Source organism: Gordonia sp. DT101 (assembly GCF_049844895.1).
In the GTDB taxonomy this organism is placed as follows: Bacteria; Actinomycetota; Actinomycetes; order Mycobacteriales; family Mycobacteriaceae; genus Gordonia.
In genome coordinates this window covers 192,170-205,013 of record NZ_JBNCLX010000001.1, presented here as the reverse complement: position 1 = coordinate 205,013, position 12,844 = coordinate 192,170, and the positions used below count along the sequence as shown (strand labels likewise).

The following is a 12,844-nucleotide window of genomic DNA, read 5'->3' as shown; positions in this document are numbered from 1 at the left end:
CACGCGCCCGACGTGTGCTGTGTCTGTGCATTCTAGGCCGGTCTCAGAATGCCCGATCCGCGAAACCGTCCGTCGCGGTGATCAAATGATGTTTGATGCCCGGTTCGAACGATGCGTGCCCCGCGTCGTCGACGATGTGCAACTCCGCGCTCGGCCACGCTCGGTGGAGATCCCATGCGCTGCGCGTGGGACAGACGACGTCGTAGCGCCCCTGGACGATCACGCCCGGGATGTCGGCGAGGCGGTCGATCCGGGCCAGTAGCTGTCCGTCCTCGAGAAATCCGTGGTTGACGAAGTAGTGGTTCTCGATGGTCGCGAACGCGAGGTCGAAACGGGGTTTGTCGGCGCCGTCCCGGTCGTCGCCGGGTGGGCGGGGCAGCAGGTGGCTGGTCGCCTGTTCCCAGCCGGTCCATGCGCTCGCGGCGGCCTGGGCGACGGATCGATCGGGGGAGGTGAGCAGGCGGTGGTAGGCGGCGACCAGGTCACCGTCGCGCTCTCCGTCGGGAATAGGCGCCAGATAGGACTCCCAGAGGTCGGGGTAGATGTGCGCCGCGCCGCCGTTGTAGTACCAGTCGATCTCGCTGCGTCGTAGCAGGAAGATCCCGCGCAGGACCAGTTCGGTGACCCGCTCGGGATGTGCCTGCGCGTAGGCGAGGCCGAGCGTCGACCCCCATGAGCCGCCGAATACCTGCCACCGGTCGATACCGAGGTGGGTGCGCAGCAATTCCATGTCCGCGATCAGGTGTCCGGTGGTGTTCGTCGACAGCTCGGCGCCGTCGGCGATGTGCGGGCGCGACCTACCGCATCCGCGTTGGTCGAAGAGCACGATCCGGTACCGCGCCGGGTCGAAGAACCGACGCTGATCCGGGGCGGTGCCACCTCCGGGGCCGCCGTGCACGAACACGACCGGCTTGCCGTCGGCGTTGCCGGAGGTCTCCCAATAGATCTGCTGGCCGTCCCCGACGTCGAGGTGGCCCTGGTCGTACGGTTCGATGCTGGGGTAGAAGTCGCGCATGGTCACAACCCTATGCGCGAGCGCTCCCGTCAGTAGCTGTGTTCGGGGGCGGGGAAGGTTCCGCGCCGGACCTGGTCGGCGTATTGCTCTGCCGCGGAACGTAGTTCGGTTCCGACATCACCGAAGCGCTTGACGAACTTGGCGGTCTTGCCGTGCGTGAGCCCGGCCATGTCCTGCCAGACGAGCACTTGGGCGTCGGTCTCGTTGCCCGCGCCGATGCCCACGGTCGGGATGGTGAGCTTGCGGGTGATCTGGCCTGCCAGATCGGCGGGCACCATCTCCATCACCACGGCGAACGCGCCGGCCTCCTGAACCGCGATCGCATCCTCGACGAGTTGGTCGCCCGCGTCGCCGCGGCCCTGGACCCGGTAACCGCCGAGGCCGTTCACGCTCTGCGGGGTGAAGCCGATGTGTGCCATCACCGGGATCCCCGCTGCGGTCAGCGCGGCGATCTGATCGGCGACGCGCTCACCACCCTCGATCTTGATGGCGTGTGCGCCGGTCTCCTTGAACACCTTCACGGCCGATTCGAGGGCCTGCTGGGGGCTCGCCTCGTAGCTGCCGAACGGCAGGTCGGCGACGACGAGCGCGTGCGGTGCACCACGGACCACCGCCCGGATGAGCGGGATGAGTTCGTCGACGGTGACCGGGATGGTGGTGTCGTAGCCGAGCACGACGTTCGCCGCCGAGTCGCCGACGAGTAGCACCGGGATCTCGGCCGCGTCGAAAATGCGGGCGGTGGAGTAGTCGTAGCAGGTCAGCATGGACCACTTCTCGCCATCGGCCTTCATCTGGGCCAGATGGTGCACGCGGGTGGCGCGGCGACGGGGAGCGGATGCGGAGGAATCAGACGCAACAGTGGATTCGGACGCGCCATACACCGAGGAATCGGACATCGTTGTCTCTTTTCTGCCTCGAGTCCTGCCAAGCAGGTACCCGGGTTGGGCTGGACGCCATCCATTGTGTCACCGGTGCGCGCACGGTTGAACGCCCATGACCTGTGGCTTTGCTCACATGGGCAACACGGGGACGCATCCTTCGGACCGTACGATCACCGCATGGCGATCATCGGCCGGACCGTGGTGCGACGGGTTGTCGTCGTCGCGTTGGTCGCGGTCCTCGCGGTGCTGGGCGGGTGCCGTCTCCTGTCGTCCGGATCCGGGATCGATTGGCATTCCTGCGGTTCCGACGACGGGGTGGTGAGCGCCGCGATTCCCGGGTCGGTCGCCGGCCGGGTGTCGTGTGGACGGCTGTCGGTTCCCCTCGATCCCCGAGATCCCGGCCTGGGCACGATCTCACTCGCGGTCGCGCGACTGGGCGCCGCGGGCCCCGCGACCGGGACGCTGGTGATCAATCCGGGCGGTCCCGGCGGCTCCGGCGTGGGCCATCTCGTCGGCTCGGCCGCGAATCTGGCCCAGTCGGCGATCGCGGACACCCATGACATCGTCTCCTTCGATCCGCGTGGCGTGGGCGCATCACGGCCGGCCATCCGCTGCCGCACCGACGCCGAACGCGACACCGAACGTGCGATGGACCTGGGCGACCGATCGGCGGCAGGCATCGGGCGTGTCGAGCGATACCGGGAAGCGATGGCGCACGAGTGCCGCGCGCGCGTCGGTGCGGACGTCCTGTCGCGGGTCGGTACCGACTTCGTGGCGGGCGACCTCGACCGGATCCGTGCCGCGCTCGATGAGGACGCGATCGCCTTTCTCGGATACTCCTACGGCACACGCCTCGGCCTCGAGTACGCGGCGCGGTATCCGTCCCGGCTCGAAGGGCTCGTCCTCGACGGCGTGGTCGATCCCGTCGAGGACCCGATCGACGCATCGATCGATCAGCAAAGGGGATTCCAGCAGGCCTTCGACGCCTTCGCCGAGGACTGTGTGCAGCGGCCGGGCTGCCCGTTGGGTGATCGTGTCGAGGACGCGGTTGCGCGCTATCGGGCGATGGTCGATCCGCTGCTCGCCGATCCGGCGCCTGCGGGTGGACGGACCCTGTCGGTCGAAGATGCCGAGATCGCCACGGTGGCCGCGCTGTATCAGCGATCGGGATGGGACGACCTGCGGGCGGCGTTGATCGCGCTCGCGGCGGGTGACGGCACCGGGATGACGCGGCTCGCCGACGCCTTCGAGGGACGGGACGTCGACGGCCGTTACGACGCGTCGCAGGACGCCTTCGTCGCGATCAGCTGTGCCGACGATCGGAGAGTGCCCGACCGTGCGCGATACGACGAGTCGGAGCTCCGCGCGCGTAGCGCCGCACCGTTTCGGGACGACGGGCGCGGCACCGGACGGGGGCCGCTGGGGATCTGCGAGTTCTGGACGCCTGCGGTTCACCCCGCCGGCGGTCCGCCGGTCGACGGCACGCCGGGCGTGGGGACTCCACCCGCCCTCGTGGTGGCGTCCACCGGGGACCCGGCCACTCCGTACCCCACGGCGATGGCGGTCGCGCGACGGATCGGTGCCGGGCGCATCAGCGTCGACCGGCCCGGGCACACCGCGGTGTTCCGGGGCGACGAGTGCGTCGACGGGGCGGTGACCCGGTATCTCAGCGATCCCACAGTGCCGCATGCCACTCTCGGATGCTGAGATTTGTTCCGCAAAACCGCAGGATGCTGAGTTCGACTTGAACATGTAACACGGATTTAACAGGCTACTTCTAATGTCCGGGGCATGGATCGCCAAAAGGAATTCGTGCTGCGGACCCTCGAAGAGCGCGACATCCGATTCGTGAGGCTGTGGTTCACCGACGTTCTCGGCTACCTCAAATCCGTGGCGATCGCACCCGCCGAACTCGAGGGAGCCTTCGCCGAGGGTATCGGTTTCGACGGCTCGGCCATCGAGGGATTCTCGCGCGTGTCCGAGGCGGACACGGTCGCCAAGCCCGATCCGTCGACCTTCCAGATCCTGCCGTGGACGACCTCGACGGGTCGTCATCACTCGGCTCGGATGTTCTGCGACATCGCGATGCCCGACGGCACCCCGAGCTGGGCGGATTCTCGACATGTCCTGCGGCGCCAGCTCAACAAGGCCGCCGATCAGGGCTTCAGCTGCTACGTCCATCCGGAGATCGAGTTCTTCCTCCTCAAGGACGCGCCGCTCGACGGCACGGTGCCGACCCCGGCCGACTCGGGCGGCTACTTCGACCAGGCCGTACACGACTCGGCGCCCAACTTCCGTCGCCACGCCATCGAGGCCCTGGAGTCGATGGGGATCTCGGTCGAGTTCTCCCATCACGAGGGCGCGCCCGGTCAGCAGGAGATCGACCTGCGGTACGCGGATGCGCTGTCCATGGCCGACAACGTGATGACCTTCCGCTACGTCGTCAAAGAGGTGGCCATCGACGAGGGCACCTGGGCGACCTTCATGCCGAAGCCGTTCAGCGAGCATCCCGGTTCGGCGATGCACACCCACATGAGCCTCTTCGAGGGCGACACCAACGCGTTCCACAACCCCGACGACCCGATGCAGCTGTCGAGCACCGGAAAGAGCTTCATCGCCGGGATCCTGCACCACGCCAGTGAGATCAGCGCGGTCACCAACCAGTGGGTGAACTCCTACAAACGCCTGATCCACGGCGGCGAGGCGCCCACCGCGGCCACCTGGGGCGGTGCCAATCGGTCGGCGCTGATCCGCCTGCCGCTGTACACGCCGAACAAGGCGTCATCGCGGCGCATCGAGGTCCGCAGCCCGGACTCCGCCTGCAACCCGTACCTGACCTTCGCGGTGCTGCTGGCCGCCGGGCTGAAGGGCATCAGCGAGGGTTACGAGCTGCCCGACGAGGCCGAGGACGACGTGTGGGCGCTGACGCCGGCGGAGCGACGGGCGATGGGCTATCGGGAGCTGCCGGGCAGCCTCGCCGATGCGCTCGTGGAGATGGAGAAGTCGGAGTTGGTGGCCGAGGCGCTCGGCGAACACGTCTTCGATTACTTCCTCCGCAACAAGTGGGCTGAGTGGACGAGCTACCGCAGCCTGGTCACGCCGTACGAGCTGAAGAGTTACCTGCCGCTGTAGCTGTGCCCTGGTGCACACCTGACCGCTCGCGACCGCTACCTTTTGGAGTGTGACTTCACTTCGCGGCCGCGGCCGCGGCCGCGTTCCCAGTGCCGGGCGCCTCGGGCTGCTCGAGACCACCGCCCCGGGTCACCTCGCCGAACTGGAGTGGGACAACGACGATTCGGTCGACGTGCTGTGGGCCCTGTCCCGTGCGCCCGACGCCGATCTGGCCCTCCGGGCGCTGATCCGTCTCAAGGGTGCGGCCGGTGTGGACGAGTGGGCCGAGGCCGACGACCGGGTCCGCACCGACACCGGATTTCGCGGCCGGCTGTTCGCGGTACTCGGCGCCTCCGATGCCCTCGGCGATCACATGGTGGCCGAACCGTCGACCTGGCGTCTGCTGATCGGTTCGACCCTGCCGTCCGTCGACGAGATGAACGAGCGCATGCTGGCGTCGGTGGGGGCCGCCCCGGAACCGGGCGCGCTCGAGGCGGGCAACAAGGTCTACCGTGCGACGGTCACCGGACCCAAGTCGGTGGTCGCGTTGCGCACCGCCTATCGGAATCTGCTGCTGCAGTTGGCGGCCCACGACGTCGCGCCGACCGTTCAGGACGAGCCGGTGATCTATCTGCCCGAGGTCGGCGGGTTCCTCTCGGATCTCGCGGATGCGGCCCTCACCGCCGCACTGGCGGTGGCCGTCGCCGAGGTGTGCGGCGACCATCCGCTCTCGGTGCGGCTCGCGATCATCGCGATGGGCAAATGCGGTGCGCGTGAGCTGAACTACGTCAGCGACGTCGACGTCGTGTTCGTCAGTGAGCCCGCGGACGGAGTGGCCGCCCGGATCGCCGGCGAGGTGATGCGGGTCGGGTCGTTGGCCTTCTTCGAGGTCGACGCCGCGCTGCGGCCGGAAGGGAAGGCCGGCGCGCTGACCCGCACCCTCGACTCGCATGTCGCGTATTACCGCCGCTGGGCCAAGACCTGGGAGTTCCAGGCCTTGCTCAAGGCTCGCGCGATGACCGGCGACATGGGCCTCGCCGACGACTACCTCGCCGCGCTCAGTCCGATGGTGTGGACGGCGGCCGAACGCGAGGACTTCGTGCCGGAGACCCAGGCGATGCGCCGCCGCGTCGAGTCACTCGTCCCGGAGGAACTGCGTGAGCGCAACCTCAAGCTCGGCAGCGGGAGCCTGCGCGACGTCGAGTTCGCGGTCCAGCTCCTACAGATGGTGCACGGCCGCGTCGACGAGGAGATCCGTGTCAAGGCGACCGTCGATGCACTGAGTGCGCTGACCGCCGGCGGCTATGTCGGTCGCGACGACGGTGCGAATCTCACCGCCTCCTATCAGTTCATGCGTGCGTTGGAACATCGGCTGCAGCTGCAACGACTGTCGCGGACCCATCTGCTGCCGGCCTTCGAGGACGAGGGGAACATGCGCTGGCTCGCCCGGGCCGCGCATATTCGTCAGGAGGGCGACCGTGATGCGACGGGTGTGCTGCGGGACCAACTCAAGCGCCACAAGTCACGTATCCGCAGGCTGCACGAGAAGCTCTTCTATCGTCCGCTGCTCGATGCGGCCACGCGCTTCAACACCGACGAGTTGACGCTCTCCGACAAGTCGGCCGAACGCCGACTGTCGGCGCTCGGTTATGCGAAACCCGAACGCGCACTGAATCATATCCGCGCACTGGCATCCTCGCCGGGTCGTCGGGGACAGATCCAGCTGTTGATCCTGCCATCGCTCCTCGAGTGGATCGGGAACACCCCGGACCCCGACGCCGGCCTGCTGAACTATCGCCGACTGTGCGATGTGATGGACAAAGAGGAGTGGTTCATCCGGCTGTTGCGCGACGACGGTGTGGTCGCCGAGCGGCTGATGCACGTCCTGGGCACGTCGGAATACATCGCCAACCTGCTGATGCGGTCACCGGAGGTGATCCACCTCTATTCGGATGGTGCCAACGGCCCCAAACTGTGTGAGGTGCGGCCCGAAGATGTCGCCCGCGGGCTCATCGCGTCGACGGTGCGCCAACCGGATCTCAAACGTGCGGTGGCCGCGGCCCGGTCGCACCGACGCTTCGAACTCGCGCGGGTGGCCTCTGCCGACATCCTCGGCATGATGGACGTACCGGCGGTGTGCGCAGCCTTGTCGTCGGTGTGGGCATCGGTGCTCAACGCCGCCCTCACCGTCGTCATCGCCGAGTCCGAGCGTGACCGCGGGCTCCCGGCCCCCGCCCGCATCGCGGTGATCGGCATGGGCCGATTGGGCGGCGGTGAACTCGGTTACGGGTCCGATGCGGACGTGCTCTTCGTCTGCGAACCGGAGCCGGATGTCGACGAGGCGCTCGCGGTCCGCTGGTCGCAGACGATCGCGGAGAAGGTCCGCTCGATGCTGGGATCACCCAGCGAGGATCCGCCGCTCGAGGTGGATACCGGACTGCGCCCGGAGGGCCGCAACGGCCCGGTGGTGCGGACGCTCGCCGCGTACGCGGCCTACTACGACCAGTGGGCGCAGCCGTGGGAGATCCAGGCGTTGCTCAGGGCACATCAGGTCGCCGGCGACGATCAGCTCGGAATCGACTTCCTGCACATGGCCGATCGTATCCGCTACCCCGAGGGCGGGGTGTCGGCTGAGGCGGTCAAGGATATCCGCCGGATCAAGGCCCGCGTCGATTCCGAGCGGCTGCCGCGCGGCGCTGATCCGGCGACCCACACCAAACTGGGTCGTGGCGGGCTCGCGGACATCGAATGGACCGTGCAGCTCATCCAGCTGCGGTATGCCCACAGTTACCCGTCGTTGCACAACACGTCGACCCTACAGTCCCTCGACGCCATCGGTGCCGCGGAGTTGTTGGGGGAGAACGACGTAACGCTCCTGAAGGAAGCCTGGCTGACCGCGACCAATGCGCGCAATGCCCTGGTGCTGGTCCGCGGCAAGCCGATCGATCAGCTCCCCGCACCGGGTAGGCAGTTGCGGGCCGTCGCCTATGCCGCCGGCTGGCCCGAAGATCAGGCGGCGGAGTTCCTGGAGAACTATCTGCGCGTCACTCGCCGGGCAAAGGCCGTGGTGCGCAAGGTGTTCGGGGCGTGATCGGCCGACTCATCCGGTTCGTCCTGATGCTCGCCGGATGGGTTCTGCTCGCCGCCGCCGCGGTAGCGGTCTGGTTGCACCACTTCCCGTCACGAGGGGAACTCAGCCTGTACCTGACGAGCGCCGTCCCCTTCGCGCTGGTTGCCGCGGTATCGGCACTGGTGATCTTCGCGGCTACCCGGCGATGGATTCTGCTGACGCTCGCGATCCTGGTGTCGGCGGCGCTCTGCTACACACAGGTGCCGTTGGCGCGGGCGCAGGATGCGCCGGCGGGTCAACCGGTCACCGTCGTCACCGCGAACATGCTGTTCGGTGGTGCCGATGTCGACGCGCTGGCCCGCGAGGTCGGCGCGGCCGACGCGGACTTTTTGTCGGTGCAGGAGGTGACGCCGGACGCGTTGACGCGACTGCGGGCGAGCCCGATCGGTCGTCGGCTGCCGTTCTCCTTCGCGCTGCCGGGGTCCACCGCGATCGGCACCGCGATGTTCAGTCGCACACCGCTGTCCGGTCAGGTCGACCTCGAGGGCACGGCGCTGCACAACCTCGCGGGGGTGACCGATCTACCGGGCGCATCAGGCACACACGTCCTCGCCGTGCACCCCGGCGCACCCTTGCCGGGACGCACGAACATCTGGCGCAGCGACCTCGACCTACTCGGGACGTACCTGCGAGCACTGCCGCCGGGCCGGATGATCGCGGCGGGCGACTTCAACGCGACCTGGGACCACGCCGGTTACCGCAACCTGTTGCAGGGCGGGATCGTCGATGCGACGGATCAGGCGGGTGCCGGGTTCCGGCCGACGTATCCGACGGACCGCTTCGGTGGACGCCCGGTGATCGCCATCGATCATGTCATCAGTCGCGGATTCGTCGCGACGTCGTTGCGGACCTTCGACCTGCCGGGTTCCGATCATCGCGGAGTGGTGGTAACACTGGTGCCAACATGACGATCCCATTCGAAGAGACCGGCCACGCCGTGCAGGCCGAACCCCGGCGGTTGCTGTCCGAGAGCCTCCGTGCGGCCACCTCGGACGCACACGACCGTGCCGAGGGAGCCACCTTTGTCGACGACCTGATGTCGGGCCGGCTCGACGCGGGGGGATATCGGCGGATGGCCTCTCAGCTCTATTTCGTCTACCGGGCGCTGGAATCCGTCGGGGACACCCTGTCCGGCGACACGGTGGCGGGGCCCCTCGTCGACGAACGACTACGCCGTCTTCCTCGGCTCGCCGCCGACCTCGCGATGCTCGGTGTCGATCCGGCGACCCTCACGCCGCTGCCCGGAGTGTCCGCGTACGTGGACGCGATCGAGGCCACCCGCGACGACCCGCCTCGATTCGTGGCTCACCACTACACGCGCTATCTCGGGGATCTGAGTGGCGGCCAGGTCATCCGCAGCCGCATGAAGCTGCATTACGGGCTCACCGAGGCCGCACTGAGTTTCTACGCATTCGACGAGATCGGGAAGCTCAAGCGCTACAAGGACTCCTACCGCGACACGCTCGACGGCCTACCGCTCGACGATGAGCAGATCGTGTCGCTCATCGACGAGGCGGTTGCCGCGTTCGGGCACAACGAACGGCTGTTCGCCGAACTCGCCGGCTGACCCCGGCCGGAACCGCTTCCCGGACGGACGTGCTAGCGGGCGGAATCCGCCCGGTTCTCGCGTGCACGCTCGACGCCCGCCTTCGCGAGGAAGAACGGCACGAGCAGCGTGCCGACCGCGGTCACCAGCCAGGTGATGACCGTGGCCCCGATCCAGGTCGGGATGCCGTGGATCTCGATGCCGTCGCTGCCGAGCAGATTCGCGAGCAGCAGGGCCACGAAGGTCGACACCAGCCCGACCCCGCCGAGGAAGGCCTCGGCGTTGCGCCGGACGAACTTCACGATGAACGGGCTGAGGATGAGTTGCGCAGCCGCGAAGATGACCACCGCGAGGAGGAATCCGCCTGCGTGGACGTGCATGTCATCGAGAATCCACGTCGCCACCAGCAGCCCGAGGGCGGCGGAGATCAAGTAGACGAGCGTACGGATGATTATGCGGATCATGAGCTAATCGTAAGCTCCCGGTGCCGGATCCCGAGGGTGGTTGCGTCGTGTCGACGGTCGGTGTCGGCATTCAGACCGAGCCGATGAGCGCGTCGAGGCCGTCGAGGATGACTCCGAGCCCGAAGGTGAGTTCGGCGGTGAAGAAGTCGTCGTCGTCATGGCCTTCGCCGGCGATGACGGCAGCCAGGTACGGCAATCGGTCGTGGTCGACGAACTCGGCGACCATCGCCTCATAACTGCTACCGGTCGCGACGTCGGCTGCGTCGAGCATCCCCATCTGACTCGCCTGGCGCACATGTTGTCGGACGAAGCCGTCCACCAGTAGCAATGCGCTGAGCTTTTGTTGGCTTGTGAGGCCGGTCTCGGCGAACGCCCGCACCCCGGAATCGGTCCAGGACAACACATTCGGTCCCACCGGTGGCCTGCGGAGCGGGATCGCCGCGAGCCATGGCCGGTGCCGGAGTCGTGCCGAAGCCGCGAGCGCCCACGCGGTCAATCGCTCGCGCCAGCTGCCGGTCGACGTCAGGTCCGGGTCCGCCGGCCCGAAGGCGGTGTCGACCATCACCTCGATGACATCGTCCTTGCTGTCGACGTACCGGTACAGCGACATCGTCGTGAGTCCGAGGGCGGCCGCGATGGCCTTCATCGACGCCGCCTCGACCCCGTGTTCGTCGGCGATCGCGACGGCAGCGGTGCCGATGTCGTGCACGGTCAGCGTCGGGCGCGGACCACGCCGCGGCGTGGGATCCTCGCGTCCCCAGAGGAGTGCTAGGTAGCGCGGGATCGCGGGTTGCGCGGTGTCGTCCGTCGAGGTCATTCCGACATCGTACTAATTGCTTGCCATATACACAGTTACGGCTTTAATATCTGTGTACCAAATAAACAGTCGATGTTGTACACAGAAAGGTGGTGGTGTCGTCATGAACCGGCGATCCCCCTGGCTCGGCCTGCTCGTCCTGTGTCTGCCGATGCTCATCGTGTCGATGGATGTCTCGGTCCTGTTCTTCGCCGTCCCGTATATCGCGGCCGATCTGTCGCCGACCCCGGAACAGCAGCTGTGGATCTTCGACATCTACGGATTCGTGCTGGCCGGGCTGCTGTTGTCGATGGGCTCGCTGGCCGACCGGATCGGCCATCGTCGCTTGTTGATGATCGGTGCCGCGGGCTTCAGTGCGGCCTCGTTGGCCGCGGCGTTCGCGACGTCGGCGGAGATGCTCATCGGTGCACGCGCCCTGCTGGCCGTGGCGGGCGCGACGCTGATGCCGTCGACCCTCGCGATGATCCGCCACATCTTCGAGGACGCCGCCCAGCGTGCCAAGGCGGTGGCCACCTGGAACGCGGTGCTCGCCGGCGGGGTGGCGGTCGGTCCGATCGTCAGCGGTCTGCTGCTCGAACACGTCTGGTGGGGGTCGGTCTTCCTGATCAACGTGCCCATCATGGTGGTGCTGATGCTGGCGGCGCCGCTGGTGCTGCCCGGCGACACCGCGACGCCGAGCCGGCGGGTCGATGTCGTCAGCGGCATTCTGGTGCTCGGGGCGATGCTGCCCGGCGTCGCGGCGATCAAGAATCTGGCTGCCGACGGATGGTCGATATCCCGGGCCGCGATGCTGGCGGCAGGTCTGCTGGTGGGCATGATCTTCGTGATGCGGCAACGCCGCATCGACGATCCCATGGTCGATCTCGGGCTCCTCGGCGAGCGCCGGTTCGCGACGTCGATCTGGACGAACCTCATCTGCATGTTCGCCCTGCTGGGCAACTCCATCCTGATGACGCAATATCTGCAATCGGTCCTGGGGTACTCGCCGCTGCGCGCTGCCCTCTGGAGTCTCGCGCCCTCGGTGGCGGTCGGAGCCGTCGCGCCGCTGACCGCGGTCATCGCCGCGCGCATCGGTCGGCCTGCGGTGATCGTCGGCGGATTGGGCACGGGTGCCGCGGGTTTCGCAGTCCTGGGCGCCTTCACCGGGATTCACTCGCTGGCCATGGTGCTGATCGGCGCCACGCTGCTGGCATCGGGGGTCGTCGCGGCCACGTCGATGATCGCCGACTACGTGGTGGGGGTGGCACCGGCCGATCGTGCGGGTGCCACTTCCGGACTGCTCGAGACCTCGAGCGAGCTCGGGGGCGCGCTGGGTATCGCGGTCCTCGGCAGTGTGGTGAACGCGGTGTTCCGGTTGGGATTCCCGGCGGACCTGGCTGGGGGAGAGGCATCGCGGAGTCTTGCGGGCGCGGTGGCGGCGGTGCCGCACCTGCCGGCGGGGCAGGCGGCGACGGTGCTCGATGCGGCGCGGCGAGCGTTTGTCGACGGTCTCGTGGTGGCCGCGTGGACGGGTGCGGCGATCTTGGTGTGCTCGGCGGTACTGGCCGGCTGGGGACTGCGGGCACGCTCGGGCGAGCGAACCCTCGAGGCGACGGGCGGTACGTCAGGCGCGCGGAGCGCGGGACCGCTTGATGATGGCCGAGCCGATCGCGACGACGATGATCGAGCCGATCAGGGCGCCGATGATGCCGCCCCAGTCGAACTTGTCGTCGTCGCCGATACCGAACAGGCCGGTGAAGACCCAATAGCCGAGCAGCGCACCGAGCAGGCCGAGGACCGTCGAGGCGAGCCACGACTGCCATCCGCTCATGCTCTTGAAGGCGTCGTTCGGCACGAGCGCCCGGGCGATGGCCCCGCAGACGAATCCGAGCAGCAACGCC

Annotated in this window: 10 protein-coding genes and 1 pseudogene; 6 read left to right on the top strand and 5 right to left on the bottom strand. The window is 67.8% G+C overall.

Going from position 1 to position 12,844, the window contains the following annotated elements:
- Positions 1 to 43: 43 nt before the first annotated feature.
- On the bottom strand, positions 44 to 1,015 hold the full coding sequence (gene pip, locus ACLQ3I_RS00935; protein WP_425791785.1) for a prolyl aminopeptidase: 972 nt from the start codon (positions 1,013 to 1,015) through the stop codon (positions 44 to 46).
- Positions 1,016 to 1,044: 29 nt separating this feature from the next.
- Positions 1,045 to 1,911: a 3-methyl-2-oxobutanoate hydroxymethyltransferase gene (gene panB / locus ACLQ3I_RS00930; protein WP_425791786.1), complete on the bottom strand. Its 867-nt coding sequence runs from the start codon at positions 1,909 to 1,911 to the stop codon at positions 1,045 to 1,047.
- Between the two features lie 162 nt (positions 1,912 to 2,073).
- On the opposite strand from panB, the gene ACLQ3I_RS00925 reads away from it, so the two are divergent.
- From ACLQ3I_RS00925 to ACLQ3I_RS00905, 5 genes are all read left to right on the top strand, one after another.
- Positions 2,074 to 3,603, top strand: coding sequence for an alpha/beta hydrolase (locus tag ACLQ3I_RS00925; RefSeq protein ID WP_425799873.1), 1,530 nt, complete (start codon positions 2,074 to 2,076; stop codon positions 3,601 to 3,603).
- Positions 3,604 to 3,687: 84 nt separating this feature from the next.
- Positions 3,688 to 5,028, top strand: coding sequence for a glutamine synthetase family protein (locus ACLQ3I_RS00920; RefSeq protein WP_425791790.1), 1,341 nt, complete (start codon positions 3,688 to 3,690; stop codon positions 5,026 to 5,028).
- 49 nt (positions 5,029 to 5,077) lie between these two features.
- Positions 5,078 to 8,098 (top strand): bifunctional [glutamine synthetase] adenylyltransferase/[glutamine synthetase]-adenylyl-L-tyrosine phosphorylase, encoded by a 3,021-nt coding sequence (locus tag ACLQ3I_RS00915; protein WP_425799872.1) that lies wholly within the window; start codon positions 5,078 to 5,080, stop codon positions 8,096 to 8,098.
- Positions 8,098 to 9,045: an endonuclease/exonuclease/phosphatase family protein gene (locus ACLQ3I_RS00910; protein ID WP_425792102.1), complete on the top strand. Its 948-nt coding sequence runs from the start codon at positions 8,098 to 8,100 to the stop codon at positions 9,043 to 9,045. Before ACLQ3I_RS00915 ends, ACLQ3I_RS00910 begins: the two co-directional genes overlap by 1 nt.
- Positions 9,042 to 9,704 (top strand): heme oxygenase (biliverdin-producing), encoded by a 663-nt coding sequence (locus ACLQ3I_RS00905; RefSeq protein WP_425799871.1) that lies wholly within the window; start codon positions 9,042 to 9,044, stop codon positions 9,702 to 9,704. The genes ACLQ3I_RS00910 and ACLQ3I_RS00905 overlap by 4 nt, the downstream gene beginning before the upstream one ends.
- Positions 9,705 to 9,736: 32 nt before the next feature.
- On the opposite strand, the gene ACLQ3I_RS00900 is transcribed toward ACLQ3I_RS00905, so the two are convergent.
- Together ACLQ3I_RS00900 and ACLQ3I_RS00895 are read right to left on the bottom strand one after the other, a co-directional pair.
- Positions 9,737 to 10,147, bottom strand: coding sequence for a hypothetical protein (locus ACLQ3I_RS00900; protein WP_425791794.1), 411 nt, complete (start codon positions 10,145 to 10,147; stop codon positions 9,737 to 9,739).
- A 70-nt stretch (positions 10,148 to 10,217) separates the two neighbouring features.
- Positions 10,218 to 10,964, bottom strand: a complete 747-nt coding sequence (locus ACLQ3I_RS00895) for a TetR/AcrR family transcriptional regulator (RefSeq protein ID WP_425791796.1) — start codon at positions 10,962 to 10,964, stop codon at positions 10,218 to 10,220.
- A 103-nt stretch (positions 10,965 to 11,067) separates the two neighbouring features.
- Between ACLQ3I_RS00895 and ACLQ3I_RS00890 the strand changes: the two are divergent.
- A pseudogene (locus tag ACLQ3I_RS00890) lies at positions 11,068 to 12,570 on the top strand (MFS transporter); the annotation flags it as partial.
- Here the strand turns inward: ACLQ3I_RS00890 and ACLQ3I_RS00885 are convergent.
- Complete coding sequence (locus ACLQ3I_RS00885) at positions 12,568 to 12,774, bottom strand: GlsB/YeaQ/YmgE family stress response membrane protein (protein WP_425800678.1); 207 nt, start codon at positions 12,772 to 12,774, stop codon at positions 12,568 to 12,570. The pseudogene ACLQ3I_RS00890 and the gene ACLQ3I_RS00885 overlap by 3 nt on opposite strands.
- Between the last annotated feature and the right edge of the window lie 70 nt (positions 12,775 to 12,844).

Excerpts from the sequence above, each read along its gene's own strand:
- ACLQ3I_RS00885 (WP_425800678.1), bottom strand. The coding sequence starts at position 12,774 with ATGAGCGGATGGCAGTCGTGGCTCGCCTCGACGGTCCTCGGCCTGCTC.
- ACLQ3I_RS00905 (WP_425799871.1), top strand. The coding sequence starts at position 9,042 with ATGACGATCCCATTCGAAGAGACCGGCCACGCCGTGCAGGCCGAACCC.
- ACLQ3I_RS00895 (WP_425791796.1), bottom strand. The coding sequence starts at position 10,964 with ATGACCTCGACGGACGACACCGCGCAACCCGCGATCCCGCGCTACCTA.
- ACLQ3I_RS00900 (WP_425791794.1), bottom strand. The coding sequence starts at position 10,147 with ATGATCCGCATAATCATCCGTACGCTCGTCTACTTGATCTCCGCCGCC.
- pip (WP_425791785.1), bottom strand. The coding sequence starts at position 1,015 with ATGCGCGACTTCTACCCCAGCATCGAACCGTACGACCAGGGCCACCTC.
- ACLQ3I_RS00920 (WP_425791790.1), top strand. The coding sequence starts at position 3,688 with ATGGATCGCCAAAAGGAATTCGTGCTGCGGACCCTCGAAGAGCGCGAC.
- ACLQ3I_RS00925 (WP_425799873.1), top strand. The coding sequence starts at position 2,074 with ATGGCGATCATCGGCCGGACCGTGGTGCGACGGGTTGTCGTCGTCGCG.
- panB (WP_425791786.1), bottom strand. The coding sequence starts at position 1,911 with ATGTCCGATTCCTCGGTGTATGGCGCGTCCGAATCCACTGTTGCGTCT.